Genomic DNA, 21185 nt, shown 5'->3' with positions numbered 1-21185 from the left:
GCAGTATTTATTGAGGTGTGGAAATATTTTTAATACCTGTCCATTTTTTTAATTTTTGGACAGCCATTGATTTTTGTTCTGCAGAAAAATTTCTGAGTTTGGTGCGGTGTCCACCATCGGCGAGTGTCAGTCGAAGCGCATTCAATCTTTTATCCGGTTCGATGCCACAAGCAGTCCATGTATCCAGACCACCGTACACGTACATAATTTTCTTGCCATTCGTTCTTGCCTTTTCTTCCATTTTTTGCATAAAGGAAGGATTAAATTGGATATCTACATCTGATGGACAAAAGACCAGGTTGCTGGGTTGCTTTTCAAAAAGTAAATATTGACTTAAACCGATCGTATCAAAACCATAGTACCCAAATTCAGTCATAAACTGATAGAAGGCTGGTTTGAATTGTTCGTAAGTTTTTGAATCATAAAAATTGATATCGACGATTTCTTCCAGATGATGAAAAATATCCAATGCATTGGCTTCAGTTCCCGGAATCTCCTCACAATCGGTTCCCCATTGCCAAAAAGAAAAAGGATATTCCAGTGCACAATATTCTATGGTCTTTTCAATACCCAATGGGAAAGTGACACCCTCTCTTTTAGCTAGATTTTGTATCAGCGGCACCAGCTTTTCACGGTTTGAAAATACCATTTTCTGAAATTCGAAAACTCTTTTTCTGCATGCTTCTGTGCCTGCTTTTTGGCGATAATGGCGGATGGTCCTAAGGTCTTCCTGAGCCAGGGGAAAGGGTGCTACATAAGCCATGGCCGCTTTTACCGCTTTTGGGTACTGCAATTTATAGATGGCAGCTGTAGTGCCACCTTTGGACACACCGGTAACAATCCATTTTTTCTTGTAGATTTTTTTTAATTCATTTTGAATTTTATAAAAATCTTGCATGGCTTGGGCATGATTTAAATAAGTCCAGTCCAATTTGGTAGGAACAGATTGTCCGCAATACCGGTATTCTATGGTGATTTGATTGGCATCCAACATTTTACTGGGCTCATGAATGCGGTGATTGATTTGGTATCCTTCAGTCACTAAAACATTTGGTGATTTTAGGCTCTTGTGGTCTATGTATATCCGTTGATAAAAAATCGGACTGCTGGCGTCTTGGTGATTTACTTTCTGTGGCACTAAAATTTCCCAGGCTGTCTGGTAGCCATCCAATTTGTTCAGATGATTTATTTGAGCATTGGGCCAGATTTTTTTAAGTTTTGATTCTGTGATCATCCAATCTTCTTGAAGGGCGGCAGTGGCTGCTGACCAGAGTGAACAACTGTGGACCAGGGAAACAAAGACTGCAAGAATAATTTTATTTTGAAACCGCATTTGATGGAGGATAAGAATATATATTGTAGATTTTTTTTACGAAATTTGATTTGCTGGAAATGCAAAGATAAAGCCATTCTTTAAAAATTTCTTATTTCAAGCGTATAAGACCATCTGATGCTTCCGCTTCAAAGATATCTGCATGTATCCCGAACTTCAGCTGATAAGCTTCTGCGATGTCGGATCGATAAGCGTCCAAGGTATTATTTTTTACCAAATGAATGGAACTTCCGCCAAATCCACCTCCCATCATTCTGGCCCCTTCAGCCCTTGGATCCTTGTTTGCAAAATCAACCAGAAAATCCAATTCATCACAGGATACTTTGTACAAATCCCTCAGTCCTCTATGGCCTTCCAATAAAATGTGGCCTAATTCAATCGCATCCTTGTTGATAAGTGCGTGTGCAAATTTTTTGACCCTTTCATTTTCTTCGACCTGATATTTCAACAATAGAAATTGTTCTTCCGTAAGTAAATTTTTTGCCAGAGCCAATTGGCGGTCATCTACTTCACCCAGGGCTCCAATGGATATTCCTTTTTCTTGCAGTTTTATCAAAATTTGCCGACAAGTTTGGCTTCTTGTATTGTAATCAGTATCCACCAATTTATGCTTGATTTTGGTATCGACAATCAGCCAGCTATGGTCTGGCAATGTCATGGGAAAGTTGGTAAATGTCCAGTCTTTACAATCGATAAGCAAAGCACAAGCTTTCTTGCCATTCAGAATACTGATCTGATCCATCATTCCACCTTCCAGGCCGGATCGTCTTTCAGCTTGTACGGCAAATTGGGTCAAACTAGACAAATCCATCTGCCAGTTGAATTGCGTGTTCAAGGCGTAACAAAATCCGCAACAAATTGAAGAAGAGGAAGATAGGCCAGCGCCTACCGGAAGATTGCCCCCAAATGCCAAGCTTAATGGACTGGTCGGTAAGTTCTTTTCGGTTGCGAGTTGGATGACACCATTAAAGTACACCAACCAATCCGGGGTCCAATTTTGACCTTCAACCCAAGTTTCAAGGGTGTCGATGGCTTGAAAGCTCCATTTTTTTGAATGGTTTATGCCAAGATAAATATACCGGTTGATGGTCGCGGGCATACAAAGCCCCTGATTATAATCGGTGTGTTCGCCGATGAGGTTAATCCTTCCCGGAGCCCGGACAATCAGGCAAAATTCTTTCAAGAGATCAAGATATTCGAGTTCGGATTTCATGGGTCAAAATTAATGGAATGGTGAAGTGAGGGCTCATTTTAGACAAAAATCCTTATTTTTTTCATATTCCACACTTAGGATTTCCAATAAAAGCTCTACATTTGCCGTCCCTTATGGTCGAGTGACCGAGTGGCTAGGTAGAGGTCTGCAAAACCTTGTACAGCGGTTCGAATCCGCTCTCGACCTCAACAATGTATTTCCCTTTATCTGAATTGGTAAAGGGATTTTTTATTTTAAGCTCATTTATAAGGTATTAGCTAATATTATATAGTTGGCTTTTTCTCAGTTTATAAGAATTGATAAAGAAAAAAGTACACCCAAAACTACACCTGAATTGAAATTATAAGTATATTTGCTTATAAATTTAATCTATGAATCATTACTTCGAATTGAGGTCCAAAGATCCAAGTAAAGAGACCTCTTTACGCTACAGGTGTCACTTTAATGGGATTCGTTTTGTCTATGGTACTGGTGTCAAAATTTACCTCGAATTATGGGATTCATTAAATCAAAGGCCTGTAAAAAATAAAGTATTAATTAAGGAGTATAAAAAACAAATTCCAAATATAGAAGTGCTTCTAACTAACATTGAAATTAGAATAACCAATATTAAAAATGAAGTGGAGGGGTATTTAAGTAATTGTAAGTTTAACAATTTGCCCATTATAGAATCTGATCTAAAATTACATTTAGACACTACTATTAGGCTTTCTGATAAAACCAAAAAGAAGGTTAGTTCTGTAATAAAGAAGAAGGGGATTGATGGTGAAAAGGTAGATCTATTTGTTATTTTGGATTACTTAAGCCATTTCATCTATGGTATTCAAAACGGTTCAAGAACTATCTCTACAGGTAAAAGTAAAGGGAATAGATATACTCATGGAACAATTAAAAACTATTTAGGGCTTCTGGAACAATGGAAACGGTTCGAAAAAGTTAAAAAAAAGAAATTCACTTGGTTAGATATTTCAATTCCATTTTATGAGGAATTCTTAATATATTGTAATAATAGTAAATTAAGTAAGAATTTTGCAGGTAGATTAATTAAGCAATTAAAGGTTATTGCTCAAGCTGCAATGGATGAAGGTATCCATACAAACAATGTTTTTAGAGATAGAAGATTTGAAACTTTATCTGAAACCGTAATGAATATTGCTTTAACTGAAAAGGAATTGGATAATCTATATGATTTGGATTTTTCTAAAAAGTATAATTCTGATCTAATCCGAGACTTATTTTTGGTAGGTTGCTATACAGCACAAAGATGGAGTGATTTTAGTAAAATTAACCAGAATCATATTCAGGGCAATATGATAAATTTAATTCAGCAGAAAACCAAAGAAAGGGTTATAATCCCCATTAAACCAAGGCTGAAAACAATCTTAGATAAATATCCAAATGGGTTTCCAAAGATTAGCGACCAAGCTTTTAACCGTAAAATTAAGGAAATTGCAAAAGCTGCTGACATTATTGAAACAATACAGATTAAAGAGACTATAGGAGGGATAACAAGGATTAAAGAGTACCAAAAATATCAGTTAATTTCAAGCCATACCGCGCGCAGGACCGCTGCTACAATTATGTATACAGAAGGTATTCCAACTTTAGCAATAATGAAACTCACAGGCCATAAGACTGAATCTAGTTTTATGAAATATATCAAAATCAGTGAGGAAGAGAATGCTTCTTTAATTGAAAAGCACCCATATTTCAATAAATAAACAAAAAATTGGTGGACATTTTTATTTAATGAATATATTTGTGATGAAAATAATGTTCATTATTTAAGAAAATAAATTCTGTTTAATATTACTTTTTATTTCAATTTAATAAATTAAAGTATGTCTGACTGCATTCCAAATAGGGAAGTAATCCTAAATTGTTTTAAGGAATATTTCGAGTTCCGAAGGCAGATTGATTGGTTTATTGATCCAAAGCTATACCAGAATGTTCTTGATGACCTAGAACTAAAAATTACAGAAGAGAGTATCCTTAGATTCGAATTTTGGTCTGATTTTTATATTGACTTATTAGATTTTCATACCTCTCCATTGCCAAGCCATTCATACTTCGTTATTGAATCAGCATATTTTAAGTTCATTATACTAGACACGTTTTCTAGATTTCTTTTAAAAAATGGGACTTCAGTTCCATTTCAATTGGATACTGTAATCTGCCCAGTCATTCCCTTGGGAGGATTATTATGCTATTTTAAGAAGCATAAAAGTGAGATTTTTGCTAAGGAGTATGGAATGGATTTGAATGAAGCAGAGGACAGTTACCAAGAAATTGAATTTTTGAATACAATAGATAGTTTTGAAGATGTATTTTATAATTTCAATCGTCAAGTGGTTCCAATGTATGATATGACTCCGCATATACTGGATTCCCGATTTATAAATTTTCTGAATGCATCAAAAACACAGGGCGAATTTTTTGTTGCTAAACGTAAAATATTAAATACTTTCAGTCAAAATGAGTTTTTTAACTTATTTAATCCATTTGATAGATTAAAACGAGAAATAGAAATATTCAGTGAAAATTTGAATACTCTAAGCTTTTTACCTCCAGAATTGAATTTACCAAATATATCTAGTGAAAATAGATCATTTAAAATTAAAAATTTTGATAATAATGTAGGTTTTTTAAGGCAATTATTTCCTTATTCCAAATTAGATATTGATAAAATTCAATTATTTTTAGAATTATTCAACCATACTACACCAATTATCCCCATAAATTGGTATGGTTTTATTGGTGATTTGTATTCTATTATTTCAGAATTAAAAAGACGGAAATTAATTATTGAATTAAAGTATAATGGACATTGGGAAAAATGTATTCAATGCTTTAAGAACCAATATGGATCTGATTTTAAAAATAGTGATTTTTTGAAAGGTAATGGCACAAGAAATGAAAAGGAAATTATTAATATAATAAAAAACATGAGATAGTTTTAATTATATTTTATTAGAGACATCCAATTCTGCCTATTCACTCTTCCATAGTTTATCCTGAAATACAGGTATTTATTTAATTGACTCCGATTGTCTCCGACTGCGTTCTTGTGCGAAATCGCCACTTTTAGGGAACATAAATCCGTTTCGCGTTGTCTAGTTATTATTGAAAATGAATAATAATAATTGATAAAGAAAAGCTGAATGGAGGAATTAATTATTTTTACACAAACACAATTAAAGGACTGTTTAAAGGATTTAGAGGAAACTCTTCTATGTGCCATTAGGGAATCGAAAGGAATGGAAATTCCAAGTAAGGAATGGCTGACAATTAAAGATGTTTGTGATTTACTTAATATAAGTACCCAAACAGTCCATGACTGGAGTGATATGGGAATATTAGTAAAGTATAAGATTGGGAGGGCAGTGCGTTTTAAGAGAAGCGAACTAAACGAAGCTATGGTGCGGTCTGAAACGAAAAGAAGAAGAGTTTACAAAAAGACACATAATTTTAATTAAGAGCTTAAAGCTTATTTTAGCTAAATACTTTAGAATATTAATTGCTTTATATGCGCAATATAGAATTACTATAAATGTGGTTTATAATTTCTTTAATGTTAAATCGAATGATTAAAAATATTTCATCAATATGAATAGCGACTTAGATATGGACGAATTGCAATTTCCGCTAGAGAGGTCTATAAGAATCCCAGAGCAAATAATTCTAGAATTAATCGAGACAAATGAATATGATGGTTTCTGTGCCTTCTGTCATGAATTTTGGATTAAGTCTGATAGATCAAATATGCAGAATATTGCTTTTGACACTTTATTAAATAATTATTTATTAAATTTATAAATTGAAAAACATGAAAAATTTAGAAAAATTAGAAACAGGAAAATTGAAAAAAGTAAAACAAACGAAAAGAATCTTATTACCAGAATCAATTGATTTGGATTTATTAGTAAGTGAACTGCCTCAAAAACCAAGGAAATATAAAGAAAATCCCAAATTGAAGAGGGATGAATTTGCGTATATAATTTATATTATTTTATTGAGAATAGCTTATAAAAGGAAACAATATGAAAAAAGGAAGTTTGTAGGTTTCCACAGTAAGGAGCTAGAAGAATATTCAAGAGATTATAGTTCAATAATGAGTATATTAGAAAAGAATCAAATCATCGAAATTGATCATTTTTATTTGAAAGAAGAAACGACGAAGGGATATGCATTTTGTGAAGGAATATTGTCGACAGAATTAAGTGAATATATAATTACAACGAAAAAATTTATTAAAAAAAAATTCGAGAATGAAAAAGAGAAATCAAATGAAGCACCGCATATTGAGGCTCTAATATTTTGGTTAAAAGAATTAACAATAGAGGAACACAATGCTATTGAATGTCTCAAAAATATGTATGAACAAAAGAATTTAAATATTTTGAATTACTACCAAAATAGGGTGGCAATCCTGAATATAGTTCACAAACAATGGTATTTTATAATTGACCAATCAGCAGGTCGCGTTCACACTACCATAACTAGTTTAAAGAAAGAATTAAGAGAGTACTTAAACATTAGAGGAAAAAGACTGAAAGAGACAGATATATCAAATTGTCAACCTTTGGTTAGTCTTACTCTCTTTCACAAAGAATTAAGGATAAAATACAAAATTGATTGGACAATAACTAGTGCAATTAACTTATATAACACAAGGAAAGGAGATCATGACTATATTAATAGACATAGTTCTTTTCCTTTTTTGCCATCTAATATAGATGACTTTATCAATAAGAATGATGTAAGGATTTTTATAAGACTGGTATCAAAAGGAAAATTATACAAATTTTTACTTAACAAATACAATTGGAAATTTCCACGTAAAAAATTAGATTTGAAACGACTAAAGAAGAATGTTATAGCATGTCTTTTTAGTCCATCTGCATGGAATTCAACGATTGTAAAACTTTTGCGACTTTACTTTCCCAATGTCATTAATGTATTTGATCATTTGAAAATTGGCTTTACTAAAACTAGTAATGGGAAAGGGTTTCAAAAAAGGACAGCTTTTGACCCTCCTTGTTTATTAGCTATATTATTGCAGAGTCTTGAAGCCAATTTAGTGATTCACCAAATCGTGCCTGATATCATTGCCAAGAATAGCGATATTCCAATTATTACTATCCATGATGCAATCCTAAGTTTCCCAGAACACGAGAAATTAATTAAGGAAATAATGGATAAAAGAATACATGAAATTACTGATTCTTTTGGTTCGATCACTAAGGTAGAAATGGAGGAACAATTAATACATTAAATTTCTATGTTAATTTTAGATATGGTTCTAATGGCAGTAATAGCAAGGTCTTCGGTGATATTTATTTACAGCAACTTCTTCTGAGATAGGTTTTATATCTCCTCTGCAATTACTTAATCCCTTACATCCACGTTTATCATGAAAGGCGTGTGCTGTACTGCCAGTACAAATATAAACAGTATTATTATCCTTACATGCTGTTTGAAATATAATAGATATAACACTCAGGTAGGTAATCATTTTAGTTATCATGTTGGTGTATTTTCAATTGAATTTACTACAGGATTTTCTTTTTTGGAGAATGCTAAAGCAGTCTGGTACATTCCCAATAAATATAACCCAACATATAATATAGCTTTTAGTATGATAATATAATTCCAATCTATATATACATTTTCAGCAATTTTATAAAACCACCAAGAATAAGCAATAAAAGGTACAAGACTACATATACATATAAAAACAAAGTTTCTTAATGGAGTAATTAGGGTTGCTACATGAGTTGTCGCAAAACCCAACAAAAGGGGTTGTAAAATATATCCCCAGAGACCATATTTGAAAGAAGAAACTTCACCATCTTCATTAATAGAAATTACATATTTAATGAGAAAATTAGAAACAGCAATAAAGACTACATGTGTAAGAAATGTAAGAGGAAACACAGCAATCCACCTTAGAGCTAAATTTTTATCATTCATATTATTTATTAAATTAAAAAATTAAAAAAATGCACGATTACAAAATTCAAATACTTGAGGCCTATATAGAAAACCCAAGTGAAGCGTCAGAAGCGTTTAAAAGGTTAGCCACATTTGGAAAAATAGCTTCGTTTTTACACTATCATTTTTCGTTCATTCCAGTTGGAAGGACTTCAGAAAAATTCAGAGAGTATAGACACTCCATTTGGAACATGATTAGTGAAGAATATCTTTATAACCTCACAGAAATAGAGTTAAAAGATCATATTATTAAAGATCTCGACAAATGGGCTGCAATAGATCATGGATTGGATCACGTTGTTCAAAGAAGGCATTGGAAGCAATACGGAGTAACTGTTGATCATCAATTGCTTCCCCCATTGCTTCATCGACTCGCAAAGGAAGATTAATAGAATCTCTAATATTTTGTAATATATTGTTTCCAAACCTTGTAATTATTTGGCGTATCAAATTATCATTTAACATTGAAACTTGAATCCCACTAAAAAAGCAAGTTGTTGAAGTTGTAAATGAACCTATTGCATTATTGTCTATATAAAACAAATCAACAACAATAACTATTAAACCTTCTTCCAAAATCCTGAAACTTACCTCATATGTAAGGTTAGGTGCGTTAGAATTAAAAGTGTGTCCCAGAGGAAGGTTGTTAACTGAATTGATATTGAAAAGACAAATATTCATTTTGTGATTTTTGAATTGCTAATATGTAAATCTTCTACGTAAAATAGTTGTTACCACTTAATTATTTTATCTCCATTTAGTGGGTTTTCTCGATAGAGTTCTATGTTTTCACTTACTGCTTCAGGAGAATTAATAAGATCTCTAATAGCTTTCATTGTATTTGACTCCATGTCTTCTAAATCTATTTCATTTTTAGCGTAGTCACTAAAAGACTTTGCAAAAGGAAAGGATTTAAATATAATAATATCGCGCGCTCGTCTCGGAAAATCTCCATGATAGCCAACAAGTGAAACTATGATAGAACCTAAAGCGGCAAAAGGCAATCCAAAAATTGATAGAATTTGCAATGCAAGATTATTTGTTTCGTACAATTTAGAAAACTCTATTACTATAAATATTAGCTTATCTTTAATCCAATGTATAATTTTGCCGTAAATCCCAAAAGTAATAAGGGTTAGTATAGCATAAAGCAGCGTTCCAATTGGAGTAAGTATAGCAGTAGGAATAATAAGTATTCTACTGATAATTTTATTTATAAAATGTAACATTTAAAAAAATTTAAAATATGAAAAAAACAAATCAATTAGCTATTACTGAAAACGAAAGACGTTTGAAAGACGCAATTTTGTTAGTACTAAATAGTGGATTTACATTTGAAGATAAAGTCAGATGTATTCAAATAGCTATTAGCAAACTTGCACCAAAAGACCTACTACGTTTAGCAGAATTTCAAGAGGATGCTGAAAAGTTTATGGAAATTTCTACCACAAAAGAAGATCTAAAAGAAGATCTTTCTAAACTCATGTCCAATCTTCCTGATTCTATGGAGTTGCAAGCTGATCCAAAATAGTATCCCTAATCGCTTCACGTTTTACCTGCCAATTATGGCGCAAATCGCTTACAGTAGAATTTTCCTTAGCTTCAACTTCTAAAAGTTGGTTGTGGATTGTGATTAAATATGCCAATAATTCGGCGTATTGGTCATTATTCATAAGATTTAGGTTTAAGTGGGCTTAAAAATACAAAAGATTTGGATAGAACTGTATATTCAAACCTCGCCTAACTGTTAATTATTGTTAATAATCTAAGATTTATACTCTAAAGGCAACATTTCTATTCTAAAAATGAATGCCTATAAATTATCCAATATTAATTTTAACCAAGCATTCTAAAAAATATTTTGACGAAGAATAATACCATTAATACTAGAAATCAATTCTGACAACAACAAATCTATAGATATTTACTTATTCAAAGGGAGCTAACTTTACCTCTATCTATATAATTCATTAATTATGGTTTTTATCAATAAATAAATAATACAATTTATATTCAACCTCAAACCCCCATTTTATTAATAAAAATTCCAATATAAATCTTAATACTGTAAATTTTATGACAACATAACTTGTCAAAATATAGGGATTCCAATGGAAATTATTGAATTCATCAAAATTAATACCGCCATTTATTGTAATCAAACCACAAACTACATTAATAATTATTGCAATATTATTGTCAACAATTCTCTGAGTAAATGAATGTAAACCGATAATAATAGATAGAAAGAGTAAGATAACTATGCCTACCCAATTACCTTTAAAAATGTTTGATAAAAGCAATGTTAAAGAAAATGCTGAAATTCCAATTATTATATCTAAAATTGATGAAACAAAATGTTTCCTCAGGTTAAATCTTGAAAAATCAATAATGGTATTATCATCGTCGTTAAATACATCGTTAAATTTATCTTCCTCTGTGGGTTGTAAAACTTTTGAATCATTTTTTATAAGAAGTAAATCTTTTTTTAGCACTTTAACAAAATAGACAATGAGGAAAATGTAGAATAAAGTTTTTAAAAAAAGTGATCTTATAAAATAGGAGGATCTACTAGAATATTCTATTTCTTTCAGTTTGCTCAATGATGGAATAAAATAAATATATTCAACCACAACATCGATTGTTTCTTTTTGCTCAAAATCTACATCGGAATAATCAGGAGTTCCCTTAATGTATGTTATATTATCAACTGTATAAGTATATTTGTACCCAGGTTCAAGAACCTTTCCATCAACTTCTACAGCAGCAAATTCATAAAGAAAATCCAAAATTGGATTTCCAACTGTAATATGTACAAAAATGATAACTCCGATTGATATTAGCAAATTATAAATAAAGCTCTTTTTATTTTCCATATATGAGGTGAGTAAAGAAAATGGCACACAAATCTAAGCTAATATTATATTATAGATTAATTAAAATTTAATCACCATTATAAGGGAGAATGATGCCCATTTTAAGCACCAGTAATCCTTTCGTAGTTTTATGTCCAGATAGTAATTATTTGGAAGCTACATTATTGGTTTAGGAACTGCCAATTTTCGTATAAAAAAGATGACATTCTAAATTGGGGCTGTTGGATGCCTGAATTTCTATTCTTGTAACCATTTAAACCATATCTTTTGATCTATTGTGGGAATATTATTTTGTAAACAAACATTCATCGTATGTCCAGTACCACCTGTTTTTGGATTTTCTAAATCGTCGTAAAAAATACCGAATGTAGCAGGTCTAATTTTGCTAGTACCAATTGCCTTTATTGTATCTCTAATAATATATGCAGCTTTGATAGAAAACCGATTTTTGTCACCAGAAATAAATTGGTTGATTAGATTTATCATTTTTTTATTGTTTTTTGATTGATAAACAACTTCTGGTTCATTTGCAATATTTATATCGTCCAAGCTAATGGTATCGTTTGCTAGATTGGTTTTTTCTCTATGACCTACATATGGAGTAATAACTTGGAGTCTTTCAGGGCTGACACTTGCGACACCTTTAGAGAACAATTGGTCCGAACCATCTGCATTGCCACTTCTAAAAGTCATTCTTGCTGTCTTTAATGCTAACAATTTCCCCAATGCAATTAAATTTTCTTGATCAGCTTCTAAAACATTTCGTTTTCCCTCAAGGAGTACAATAGAATTCTCTTGATCATACTTAATTATAAATTCATATAAAGTCATAATATTTATCAATACTCAATTGCGAAGATAAATAATTATTTGAATTTCAAGTATTTCTTTGTTGATTTTCCCAATAAACAGGTATAAAATGTTGAATTTTCGGGAAAGTAATGATATATATTCCATATTACGCATCAAAGCTATAATACTTGAGGTATAAAAAGAAAGGCGACATATGAAGACGCTAATTTTTAAGAGTAGATCACATCTATGGAATAAATATGAAAAGCCCAATAAAGCCTAAAAAGGAAGGTGCTCAATAGGTAATAAAATAACAGTATGTAATGATGATGAGGACTATAAACACAAAACACTCTTAAACAACAGGCAATTTTCTCAAAAAAAAAACCCCACAAAAAAACCATAGAGAAACTAACAAGATAATGAAAAAAAAAGAGAATAAAGCACAAGAACAAAAATGCTTACAACAGACGGACGACACAATATAACGGACCAAGGGAAGGAGGATATGAAAAGAAGATGTAAATACAAAGACTAATACCCTTTATGTTCTGCAAAATTGAATATCCTTGAAAGAAACCTGTTATAAGAAATAACTAAGATGTGCACTAAAGGGATATTTCTTTACATTAAGATTCAAGGAATTTAAAGTAAGCAAGGAATCAAAAAGGGCTATTATTGGCGATGTAGCCTGATTAATGTCTATAAGACATAGCATATTTTTGTGGATCGGCTCATATCGGTTTAGCTCTTGTCTAAGGCATCATTTACTTTATCATCAACTATTCCGAATTTCTCCTTCATCCTTGCAGCAATCAAACTCTTATCCGCTTTGCTTAAATCCTTTCCTTTTTCCTTTAACCATTCATAAATACCTTCGATACGGCTATTTACATACTCCTTATTTCCGTACATATCAGGTCTTAAATCAAATAGCTTATTGACCTTTTCTTCTACCCATTCCTGAAAATTGTCTTGGCGTGTGATTCCTTTTTTAGTATAGTATTCAAATTGATACAGCACGAAAAATATAACCAGAGGCATGATTGAAAAGATAATTAATTCAACATAATTATAGGAACTTATACTTCCCTCAAATGGATAAAAATACAATTGCTCCGCAATAAAATTTTCATAAATATTTTTATATTTGTAATTTTCCTTCTTGGCGGAAAGAAATGTATATATTTGATTGCCATTTTCGTAAATTATAAAATTAATAGTAACCCAAACTACATAAGACGCAATAAGCGTTTTAAAATTCCTATGACTTTTATTATGATGTTTAAGTAGAAGTTCTGTTATTAACCATACAGCACAAAGTATTAAAAGTGCTACCCAAATCCCACCACCGTTGTCATTCTCATCTTGTCGTAAAAAGGAATTAGATACAAAATCGTTATAAATCAGAAAGAATTTCATTTTGGTCAATTTAGTTAACTTTAATAGATCCTTATAAACTCTTACTTATAAAATGTAAAATTCAAGAAAATTATAAATTACAAATCAAGATTACCCAACCTCTATAATATCATACACAAAACTAATAAAGTTTTGATAAATAGTATATAAAAATCCCACTCACTTTATGAGATGCTAAAAACTAAGAATTGGTGTATTGAGTGTCTGCAAAAATTGAATGGTATAATTTTAAAAAATCAAAAGTGGGGAACAACATCTACTAAACCTGTTGACACTGATAATCAAGCGTAAACCTTTAAATTGTCAATTTTTAAGCTTAAGACAATATATGTGTTATTAGTTTTCAATTTTATTGTTGAAAATATTCTTTGGTCTTCAGGTATTTAGTTCATGGTTTATGTACAGAAATAAGACTAAATTCATTTTTTCCTCTAAAAGGGTTTCGGTCATTATTCATTAATATGTAGTAGAAACGAAATGACTACCAATTCAATCCCCCATGTTTGAAGGTTATTTTTTCTGTCCCCCTGCCATACCCATTAGAAAATCTATTTTGCGTAAAGTACCACAGGAAACCTTATCGTGTTTAAAGTATAGTATTTGAGTGTTTTCTAAACATTTTGAGTGTTATTCTACACAAAACACTACACAAATATATGATAAAACATATAACACATTGATATACAGATAATATAGCAAGTCCGCTCTCGACCTCAACAATTTATTTCCCTTTATCTGAATAGATAAAGGGATTTTTTTTATGATATGTTCCTGCTTCTGTAAATAAAGTTTCGGTTTGATTTTTTGAAATTCATATATAATTTTGAAAAACTGCAGCAACTCAATCCTGAACTATGCTCTTTTAACAAAAATGAAGATATTTGTAATACTCCCCAAAAATGAGACCAACTGTTTTGTTATAAAACATTAAAATTTACATGATATAAGTCTTTTATGCCTAAATAAAATTACTTGCTAACTAAAAGTTTTTCGTTGTACAAGGTTCCGTTGTTTTCAATCCGGATACTGTACACACCATTCATAAAAGTTGAGGTGTCAATTATTTCATCCTCGCTTTTAGTTATTGCATTATAATGCACCTTTCCGGTTATGTCCACCACTTTTAAAGTAGAACCGAAGGGTAAATTGGTAACAGTTAAAAGTCCGTTACTGGGATTGGGATAAATTTTGCAGTTGGCGTATTTGTCATAAGAGTTGGTGCCGGAAGAACTTACTGCTTCATAAAGCCTGATTCTTTGATTTGTGCCAAGTACCAAATCCTTGTCACCATCCCCATCGATATCTGCAAATGCCGGTACAAGGGCCACTGGTCCTGTAATTCCGTCGAATGGATTAGACGTTCCTGTCATTTGCTCAAAAGAAGCATTTGTTATTGATCCGGTGTTTTCGAAATACAATAATTCAGGTATTGTGGCATCATGGCTAATTACAGCATCGATCAATCCATCACCGTTTATATCATGAAAAGCAATTTTCGTTCTTGCTGTAAGATTTACATTTATGAATGGATTATTCATGGTATCCAAATCAAAGTTAGGGGATGTCTTATTTCCAATGTTTCTATAAAATAGAATACTTCCATTCCCATCGGAGATAAACACATCATCATCCATGTCATTATCGATATCCACAAATGCTGGAAAACTGCAAATCCCTTCCGTCATCACTTTATCCAATGGATGATCCATAGGACTGGGCCAAATAAAATCTGGTTCATTGGCATTCCCAACATTTTTCAAGTGTCGGATAAGATAGGTATAAATCCCAACAAATGCATCAAGATCACCGTCGTGATCAATATCTACCAATGCAGGTGCATTGCATCCGGAATTACTTGAGTAGATATTCATTGGATTTAATTGGCCTGATTGCATTTCATATATTGGCATCTTGGCAGTACCAATATTTCGGAAAAACAACATGGTATTGGAGTTGTATTGGCCAACAAAAAGGTCCAGGTCGCCATCATTGTCAATGTCTCCAAGGGCCGGTGATGCAAAATTGCTCAAGTTAACCAAGGCAAATGGATTGTTTTGGGCTAGAATGTATTTACCCTGGGCTTTCATGTTGAATCCGATACTAATGAATAGGCTCAAACAGATGGCTGTTTTAATCAATGAATTTTTCATCGTTTTTGATTTATTCGTTAACAATAAAATTTAGACACTTTATTTGAAGAATTATTCCCATGTATTCAAATAGTTTGTAAGTTGAATTTACAAAGAATGAATTGGAAATTCACAAATTTTATCCAAAACCAAATGAATTCAGCTTAAATTTAATATAAATCGCTCCGAGATGGTACAAGAAAATGGTACACAAATCTAAGATAAATTTGTAGAATGATACAATTAATATCTTGAACAAGATCAAATCCAATCTCGACTTTCTGTCAATAAAGAACAAACCGCTTAAATCATTTTTAGGAGAAGCAATTGTGATTATGCTGAAGAGATGGAATTTTCCATATCACCTTTTGCTTTGTAGAATTGGGCCCTCTGGGTGAGGGATAGTCCCATCATAAGGCTGTCCTTTAAGATACTTCCAATATGGTAACCCTCATCCAACAGCCCGCTAATTTGAGGGTACATGGATTTTTTGAGAAGCAGATCTGCTTTTTTTAATTGAGCATAGCCAAGCCCTCTGCTCATATTTTTGCTTCTTGAGAACTTATCGACCCACTCAACGATTGCCAGGGCGCTGTCCAATTCACCATTAAAATCCAAATCATCGGCTTGATCTAGCTTCTCATAGATAAGAGCAGAATCCAATAGAGTGTAGTTTTGTTGGCTATATATTGGATGGGTTAAACTGAGAGAAAAAATAGCGACAAAAAAGAAACATCTTGATAATTGTACCATGGATGGAATGATCAGTCGTAACCAAAATAAATCACCCTCCAAACTATCATTCGATTTCAATTTCCAATTGATTTGGAAACAAATTTATTATTTATTTACGACTTCCTGTTCAAATTCTTAATTTGGAAACAATCTTATATTCACTTGAAATTTAAGATTTTAATTCTTCTATCTGTATTGTTTATGGTGCCTCGCTCTGATGTACTTAATCTTTTTGCCGAGATCCAAATGGATATTCTCATAGTAGGTTTTAATTTCTAATTCAGGGTAGGGGAGTGTTTTGCCATAGATGTCATCATCATGATACAATACGGTATAGTTTGGATGGGACTGAATGGTTTGCAAACTAAATACATACAATCCCGGATCATCTGTTTTCAAATGTAAATAGGCTCCATCTTCCAGGACTTTGGAATAGTGGTCTAGAAATATTGGAGAAGTGAGCCGCCTGTTTGATTTGCTGGGCCTTGGAAAAGGATCAGGAAATGTAATCCATATTTCTGAAATTTCCTCTTCTTCAAAAAAATGCCCAATTAATTCAATTTTAGTTCTTAAAAATGCAATATTATCCAATCGTTTCGCCAATGCGGTAGAGGCCCCTTTCCAAATTCTGGCTCCTTTTATGTCAACCCCAATATAGTTTTTGTTTGGATACATGGCTGCGAGTCCAAGACAATATTCTCCCCTTCCGCAGGCCAATTCTAAAATCAATGGATCATTGTTCATAAAATGATTGGCGCGCCATTTTCCTTTCAGTTCTACTTCCTCATGAAGGGATTGATGTAAACTTGGGTTTTGAAAATTGAAATTTTCAAATACATTTGTAAAGCCTAGATTGGCTGCAAATTTTTCAAGTTTTGAGCGTTTCACCATGTTCTAATAGTTCTTACTTATCTGGTCAAAATATTGAATAAAATCCAGGTCCTCTTGACCTCCGTTTTCCAACCAAATGACGGTGCCTGGATCCCTTAGTAAGCCTACCATATTTTTCAGTTCCTCTTTTTTGTGAAACGGGTTGTTCTTTGTATAAAAAATCGTCATTGGACTAATAATATTGGGAATAAACTCAAATGTATTGAAATCGTATTTTAATTCATAAGGTAAAATCAGCAATGGAAATCTGGTTCTCATCCAGGACCTAAGGCTATACACAGGATTGTCAAGAATAACTTGCCTGCAGGGACTGATGGTTGAAATATAGGCGGCAACTGTTGCTCCAAAATCAACTCCGTAAATGAGTATACTATCCTCTGTAGTCTGACCTTTTAGCCATCCCATGACAATTTGACCATCTTCATATAGCCCAATTTCTGTTGGATGGCCTTGTGATTTTCCATACCCGCGATAATCTGGCATAATTACACGAAAACCTCTGTTGGTAAAAAAAGGCACCTGGGCAGCCCAGTAATCGGCGCTTTTGTTACTTCCGTGTAGAAAAAATCAGATATGATTTGGTGGGAATCTTGCTCTCAAACTGAAGAATATTGATTTTTTGACCATTGGGATGATCCAGTTTGATTTCTTTATACGGATGAGTGAATGTATACTTATAATTTGGTCCGTGTTTGGTCGGTGAAAACACAATGAAATCAATAAAAATATAAATAAAGAAAATTCCCACCATATACAGAATGACAATGGCCAGGAAAATATACAAAAATTTACTGATGGAAGACATCATATCCAATAAGTGCGAAGGTATATATTTTATCCATCAATCAGATACTTGTCGATTCGCCAATTTACTTTTGCCATTTGAAAATTTTCGAAGCATTCGATTTTTTAAACGATTAAAAATTAATAAAACCTTGTCCTATTGCAAACAACATTCTGAAACTTCAGGCGTTAAATTCATGATGACTCAGATTGTGATCATACTGTTGATGTCTATTACCTGTTTTAAAGCCAATGGTCAGGTGCGTGAACCCATAGTGTTGGTGTTGAAAGATTTGTTGAAGGAAATGGATAAAAAGGACGATACCATCCGAATCTTTAACTTCTGGGCAACCTGGTGTGCGCCTTGTATCAAAGAATGGCCTTATTTTCAGAATTATGCGGTTCAGACAAGTGGTACGCAAACCAGACTTTATATGGTCAGCCTGGACGATGTGCGTCGATTGAAATCAAAAGTAATTCCTTTTCTCGAAAAGAATAATTATACAGCAGAAGTTTGCCTTTTGAATGAATCCAACCCAAACTCATTCATTGATGCAATCGAACCAAGTTGGCTGGGCGCCATTCCTGCAACCCTCATGACATACAAAGGCAAAAGGTGTTTTGCAGAGATGGAGTTTCATTCCTACGGTGAACTTTCAGACTGGATTAATCATTGTATAAAATCTAAAAATTAAAAAACATGTATAGACTGTTCATGATTTTCATCTTGTTGCTAAATTTTCATTTAAACCTTGAAGCGCAATACAAAATTGGCGATAAAGCAGCTGATTTTCAATTGGAAAACATCAATGGAAAAATGGTAAGCATGGCCGATTTTCCCAAAGCAAAGGGATTTGTCATTGTATTTACCTGCAACCATTGCCCTTATGCAAAAATGTATGAGGATCGGTTGATAGAACTCAACAAAAAATACGCTGACAAAGGTTATCCCGTGATAGCGATCAATCCAAATGACCCTGAGGTGGTTCCTGAAGACAGCCCGGAAGAAATGAAAAAAAGGGCAAAATCCAAAAAGTTTAAGTTTCCTTATCTTTTTGATGCAAAACAAGAAGTGTACAGTAGCTTTGGTGCTACAAAAACACCGCATGTTTTCTTGCTGGACATGAACAGGGTGGTCAAGTATATTGGCGCCATCGATGACAATCCAAGAGATGAAAAGCAGGTGAAAGAGAAATATTTGGAGCAGGCCATATCTTCACTCGATATGGGAAAAGATCCTGACCCAGCGTTTACAAAAGCCATTGGTTGCAGCATAAAAAAGAAATCCTGATTTAAATCAGACCCACCTCCAATCTTTGCCGGTATAGCTGTAGAATCTGATCAACCAACTCATTGGCAATTCGCTCCTGGGCCTCGATGGTAGAGGCACCTATGTGAGGGCTTTTACTGATTTTGGAGTGCGATAAGATGCCAGAATGAACATTGGGTTCTCCATGAAAAACATCCAATCCTGCCCCGGATATAATACCTTTATCCAAAGCATCGATTAGAGCGACTTCGTCAATGTTTTCTCCTCTTGAAGTGTTGATGACGATGGCATTTTTTTTCATTTTTGAAAATTCATTGGCCCCAAGAATGGCTTGTCCCGAAAACGGCGCATGGATGCTGATGAAGTCAGCACTGCCAATACCCTCATCCAATGAAACCATTGGGAATTGTATTTGGAACTTCTGTTGTTCCATTTCAAAGGTGAGAGAAGCTTTTTGTAAAAAAGGGTCGTGAACCGTAATTTTCATCTGGAGTCCAAGACACATTCTTGCCAACTCTCGGGCGATTCGTCCAAAACCAATCAACAGCAGTTGCTTTCCGCTTACCTCAGAAGATTGGCTGTATTTTTTTTTCAGTTCAGTAAAGCTTTCCCCTGAATTCATTTTGGTCTGGTGTTCCTGCAGCCCCCTGCTTAAAGAAAGCATGTGGGCAAACGCCAATTCTGCTACAGAAATAGAAGAGGAGGCCGGGGTGTTGATCACTTGAATACCTTTCTGCAGCGCGTAACTCACATCCACATTGTCTAGCCCAACTCCACCCCTGGCTATAAATTTCAATTTAGTGCCGGCATCGATGATTTCTTTCCGGATCTTGGTGGCACTTCGAATAATGATTCCATCAAAAGAGTGGATTTGTTTTTGGAGGTCTTCCTGCTCGATCTTATCTTCACTCACTTGAAACCCTGCATTTTTAAGAGCCTGAACTCCGCTGGACTCCATCCCATCATTGATATGTATCTTCCAACCCATATTTGACTGATTAAGCTGCAAAGGTAGTAGCTTGCTCAATTATTAGAAATAAATCATTGGATGCATTTTATAGTTCTATAAAACAAAAAAAAAACACAGTCAGAATTGACTGTGTTTTTGAACAGATTGATATTTTTTAAATCGAATGATCCTTTCTATTAACGGCTGGACTTGGTTCTTGCTGCAGCTCTCCTTTTTTCAAGGCTGGCTGACAATTGTTCGTTGAGATAAACGGCTACGTCAGAATGGCCTGCCTGAACAGCATAATCGCGTGCCGTCATGCCTTCTACACTTTCATTCAGAACATCTGCGCCTGCATTGATCAAAATTTGAACACATTCTAGATTGCCTCCTTTGGCCGCATACATCAAAGCATCATAACCTTCAGAGATCAAACCTACCTTAGCTCCGTTTTTAATCAGTAAAGACACCATTTCCGCGTCTCCTTTGATGCTGGCATAGGACAATGGACTCAATTTGATCCCTTCACTCTCGAAAGGTAAATTCAATTCCTTGTTAAGTTTTTGAACTGTTTTATAGTCTTTTTGATCAATGGCTTTTTGGACATTGCTTTGGGCTGAAAGGACTGAACTCACCAAAAGAACAATCATAAATAACTGGATAATTTGACTCATCTTTTTCATAAATTTAATTGATCAATATAATTTGTTTGTCTTCTTTGACCCCACAATATTACTAAATGCTGCCTATATCCTCTCAAAATTGTTTGATACGCTTATTTTTGGAAAAGAGCAAATT

Annotated in this window: 23 protein-coding genes and 1 tRNA gene; 9 read left to right on the top strand and 15 right to left on the bottom strand. The window is 33.3% G+C overall.

From position 1 onward, the window contains the following. Nucleotides 1-7: 7 nt before the first annotated feature. Together IPM48_14330 and IPM48_14325 are read right to left on the bottom strand one after the other, a co-directional pair. Nucleotides 8-1333: a hypothetical protein gene (locus tag IPM48_14330; protein MBK9272761.1), complete on the bottom strand. Its 1326-nt coding sequence runs from the start codon at nt 1331-1333 to the stop codon at nt 8-10. A 91-nt stretch (nt 1334-1424) separates the two neighbouring features. After that, nucleotides 1425-2546, bottom strand: coding sequence for a hypothetical protein (locus tag IPM48_14325; protein ID MBK9272760.1), 1122 nt, complete (start codon nt 2544-2546; stop codon nt 1425-1427). A 115-nt stretch (nt 2547-2661) separates the two neighbouring features. On the opposite strand from IPM48_14325, the gene IPM48_14320 reads away from it, so the two are divergent. The 5 genes from IPM48_14320 to IPM48_14300 all read left to right on the top strand — a co-directional run bounded on the left by IPM48_14320 (nt 2662) and on the right by IPM48_14300 (nt 7821). Beyond that, nucleotides 2662-2732: transfer RNA gene (locus tag IPM48_14320), tRNA-Cys, on the top strand. Nucleotides 2733-2917: 185 nt separating this feature from the next. Next, the gene (locus IPM48_14315) at nt 2918-4267 is read left to right on the top strand and encodes a site-specific integrase (protein ID MBK9272759.1); all 1350 of its coding nucleotides are present in this window, start codon (nt 2918-2920) and stop codon (nt 4265-4267) included. Nucleotides 4268-4387: 120 nt separating this feature from the next. Next, nucleotides 4388-5500: a hypothetical protein gene (locus tag IPM48_14310; GenBank protein MBK9272758.1), complete on the top strand. Its 1113-nt coding sequence runs from the start codon at nt 4388-4390 to the stop codon at nt 5498-5500. A 207-nt stretch (nt 5501-5707) separates the two neighbouring features. After that, a complete protein-coding gene (locus IPM48_14305) occupies nt 5708-6022 on the top strand; it encodes a helix-turn-helix domain-containing protein (protein MBK9272757.1) in 315 nt (104 codons plus the stop codon). Nucleotides 6023-6372: 350 nt separating this feature from the next. Continuing rightward, nucleotides 6373-7821 (top strand): hypothetical protein, encoded by a 1449-nt coding sequence (locus tag IPM48_14300; protein MBK9272756.1) that lies wholly within the window; start codon nt 6373-6375, stop codon nt 7819-7821. Between the two features lie 248 nt (nt 7822-8069). On the opposite strand, the gene IPM48_14295 is transcribed toward IPM48_14300, so the two are convergent. Beyond that, nucleotides 8070-8519, bottom strand: coding sequence for a hypothetical protein (locus tag IPM48_14295; protein MBK9272755.1), 450 nt, complete (start codon nt 8517-8519; stop codon nt 8070-8072). 29 nt (nt 8520-8548) lie between these two features. Between IPM48_14295 and IPM48_14290 the strand changes: the two genes are divergently transcribed. Further along, complete coding sequence (locus IPM48_14290; GenBank protein ID MBK9272754.1) at nt 8549-8929, top strand: hypothetical protein; 381 nt, start codon at nt 8549-8551, stop codon at nt 8927-8929. A gap of 342 nt (nt 8930-9271) precedes the next feature. Here IPM48_14290 and IPM48_14285 read toward each other — a convergent pair whose 3' ends face one another. After that, nucleotides 9272-9769, bottom strand: coding sequence for a hypothetical protein (locus tag IPM48_14285; protein ID MBK9272753.1), 498 nt, complete (start codon nt 9767-9769; stop codon nt 9272-9274). Nucleotides 9770-9786: 17 nt separating this feature from the next. Between IPM48_14285 and IPM48_14280 the strand changes: the two genes are divergently transcribed. After that, nucleotides 9787-10071, top strand: a complete 285-nt coding sequence (locus IPM48_14280; protein ID MBK9272752.1) for a hypothetical protein — start codon at nt 9787-9789, stop codon at nt 10069-10071. Here IPM48_14280 and IPM48_14275 read toward each other — a convergent pair. The 9 genes from IPM48_14275 to IPM48_14235 all read right to left on the bottom strand — a co-directional run bounded on the left by IPM48_14275 (nt 10043) and on the right by IPM48_14235 (nt 18190). Continuing rightward, entirely contained in the window at nt 10043-10213 is a 171-nt protein-coding gene (locus IPM48_14275) for a hypothetical protein (protein ID MBK9272751.1), read from the bottom strand. The two genes, IPM48_14280 and IPM48_14275, sit on opposite strands and share 29 nt — an antisense overlap. Before the next feature lie 297 nt (nt 10214-10510). Further along, nucleotides 10511-11416: a hypothetical protein gene (locus IPM48_14270; protein MBK9272750.1), complete on the bottom strand. Its 906-nt coding sequence runs from the start codon at nt 11414-11416 to the stop codon at nt 10511-10513. Between the two features lie 237 nt (nt 11417-11653). Next, complete coding sequence (locus IPM48_14265) at nt 11654-12247, bottom strand: hypothetical protein (protein ID MBK9272749.1); 594 nt, start codon at nt 12245-12247, stop codon at nt 11654-11656. 705 nt (nt 12248-12952) lie between these two features. Next, nucleotides 12953-13630 carry a hypothetical protein gene (locus tag IPM48_14260; protein MBK9272748.1) on the bottom strand — a complete coding sequence of 226 codons (678 nt, stop codon included), beginning with the start codon at nt 13628-13630 and terminating at the stop codon, nt 12953-12955. A gap of 968 nt (nt 13631-14598) precedes the next feature. Next, the gene (locus tag IPM48_14255; GenBank protein MBK9272747.1) at nt 14599-15780 is read right to left on the bottom strand and encodes a T9SS type A sorting domain-containing protein; all 1182 of its coding nucleotides are present in this window, start codon (nt 15778-15780) and stop codon (nt 14599-14601) included. Between the two features lie 312 nt (nt 15781-16092). Then, nucleotides 16093-16572: a hypothetical protein gene (locus IPM48_14250; GenBank protein ID MBK9272746.1), complete on the bottom strand. Its 480-nt coding sequence runs from the start codon at nt 16570-16572 to the stop codon at nt 16093-16095. Nucleotides 16573-16680: 108 nt separating this feature from the next. Beyond that, nucleotides 16681-17385, bottom strand: coding sequence for a tRNA (guanosine(46)-N7)-methyltransferase TrmB (gene trmB, locus IPM48_14245; GenBank protein ID MBK9272745.1), 705 nt, complete (start codon nt 17383-17385; stop codon nt 16681-16683). Between the two features lie 3 nt (nt 17386-17388). Next, nucleotides 17389-17904, bottom strand: coding sequence for an alpha/beta fold hydrolase (locus IPM48_14240; GenBank protein MBK9272744.1), 516 nt, complete (start codon nt 17902-17904; stop codon nt 17389-17391). Nucleotides 17905-17932: 28 nt separating this feature from the next. Beyond that, the gene (locus IPM48_14235; GenBank protein MBK9272743.1) at nt 17933-18190 is read right to left on the bottom strand and encodes a hypothetical protein; all 258 of its coding nucleotides are present in this window, start codon (nt 18188-18190) and stop codon (nt 17933-17935) included. Between IPM48_14235 and IPM48_14230 the strand changes: the two genes are divergently transcribed. Beyond that, nucleotides 18180-18863: a redoxin domain-containing protein gene (locus tag IPM48_14230; GenBank protein MBK9272742.1), complete on the top strand. Its 684-nt coding sequence runs from the start codon at nt 18180-18182 to the stop codon at nt 18861-18863. The two genes, IPM48_14235 and IPM48_14230, sit on opposite strands and share 11 nt — an antisense overlap. 5 nt (nt 18864-18868) lie before the next feature. After that, nucleotides 18869-19459, top strand: coding sequence for a thioredoxin family protein (locus IPM48_14225; protein ID MBK9272741.1), 591 nt, complete (start codon nt 18869-18871; stop codon nt 19457-19459). A gap of 1 nt (nt 19460) precedes the next feature. On the opposite strand, the gene IPM48_14220 is transcribed toward IPM48_14225, so the two are convergent. Continuing rightward, complete coding sequence (locus IPM48_14220; protein ID MBK9272740.1) at nt 19461-20426, bottom strand: 3-phosphoglycerate dehydrogenase; 966 nt, start codon at nt 20424-20426, stop codon at nt 19461-19463. Between the two features lie 158 nt (nt 20427-20584). After that, entirely contained in the window at nt 20585-21070 is a 486-nt protein-coding gene (locus IPM48_14215) for an ankyrin repeat domain-containing protein (GenBank protein ID MBK9272739.1), read from the bottom strand. Nucleotides 21071-21185 lie beyond the last annotated feature (115 nt).

This window comes from Saprospiraceae bacterium (assembly GCA_016715965.1).
Classification (GTDB): Bacteria; Bacteroidota; Bacteroidia; order Chitinophagales; family Saprospiraceae; genus Vicinibacter.
The sequence above is the reverse complement of the archived record's forward strand: the minus strand, read 5'-3'. Positions and strand labels throughout refer to the sequence as shown.

Bases quoted from the DNA above. Each gene is read 5' to 3' on its own strand.
- IPM48_14330 (MBK9272761.1), bottom strand. From the start codon at position 1,333: ATGCGGTTTCAAAATAAAATTATTCTTGCAGTCTTTGTTTCCCTGGTC.
- IPM48_14325 (MBK9272760.1), bottom strand. From the start codon at position 2,546: ATGAAATCCGAACTCGAATATCTTGATCTCTTGAAAGAATTTTGCCTG.
- IPM48_14315 (MBK9272759.1), top strand. From the start codon at position 2,918: ATGAATCATTACTTCGAATTGAGGTCCAAAGATCCAAGTAAAGAGACC.
- IPM48_14310 (MBK9272758.1), top strand. From the start codon at position 4,388: ATGTCTGACTGCATTCCAAATAGGGAAGTAATCCTAAATTGTTTTAAG.
- IPM48_14305 (MBK9272757.1), top strand. From the start codon at position 5,708: ATGGAGGAATTAATTATTTTTACACAAACACAATTAAAGGACTGTTTA.
- IPM48_14300 (MBK9272756.1), top strand. From the start codon at position 6,373: ATGAAAAATTTAGAAAAATTAGAAACAGGAAAATTGAAAAAAGTAAAA.
- IPM48_14295 (MBK9272755.1), bottom strand. From the start codon at position 8,519: ATGAATGATAAAAATTTAGCTCTAAGGTGGATTGCTGTGTTTCCTCTT.
- IPM48_14290 (MBK9272754.1), top strand. From the start codon at position 8,549: ATGCACGATTACAAAATTCAAATACTTGAGGCCTATATAGAAAACCCA.
- IPM48_14285 (MBK9272753.1), bottom strand. From the start codon at position 9,769: ATGTTACATTTTATAAATAAAATTATCAGTAGAATACTTATTATTCCT.
- IPM48_14280 (MBK9272752.1), top strand. From the start codon at position 9,787: ATGAAAAAAACAAATCAATTAGCTATTACTGAAAACGAAAGACGTTTG.
- IPM48_14275 (MBK9272751.1), bottom strand. From the start codon at position 10,213: ATGAATAATGACCAATACGCCGAATTATTGGCATATTTAATCACAATC.
- IPM48_14270 (MBK9272750.1), bottom strand. From the start codon at position 11,416: ATGGAAAATAAAAAGAGCTTTATTTATAATTTGCTAATATCAATCGGA.
- IPM48_14265 (MBK9272749.1), bottom strand. From the start codon at position 12,247: ATGACTTTATATGAATTTATAATTAAGTATGATCAAGAGAATTCTATT.
- IPM48_14260 (MBK9272748.1), bottom strand. From the start codon at position 13,630: ATGAAATTCTTTCTGATTTATAACGATTTTGTATCTAATTCCTTTTTA.
- IPM48_14255 (MBK9272747.1), bottom strand. From the start codon at position 15,780: ATGAAAAATTCATTGATTAAAACAGCCATCTGTTTGAGCCTATTCATT.
- trmB (MBK9272745.1), bottom strand. From the start codon at position 17,385: ATGGTGAAACGCTCAAAACTTGAAAAATTTGCAGCCAATCTAGGCTTT.
- IPM48_14230 (MBK9272742.1), top strand. From the start codon at position 18,180: ATGGAAGACATCATATCCAATAAGTGCGAAGGTATATATTTTATCCAT.
- IPM48_14235 (MBK9272743.1), bottom strand. From the start codon at position 18,190: ATGTCTTCCATCAGTAAATTTTTGTATATTTTCCTGGCCATTGTCATT.
- IPM48_14225 (MBK9272741.1), top strand. From the start codon at position 18,869: ATGTATAGACTGTTCATGATTTTCATCTTGTTGCTAAATTTTCATTTA.
- IPM48_14220 (MBK9272740.1), bottom strand. From the start codon at position 20,426: ATGGGTTGGAAGATACATATCAATGATGGGATGGAGTCCAGCGGAGTT.
- IPM48_14215 (MBK9272739.1), bottom strand. From the start codon at position 21,070: ATGAAAAAGATGAGTCAAATTATCCAGTTATTTATGATTGTTCTTTTG.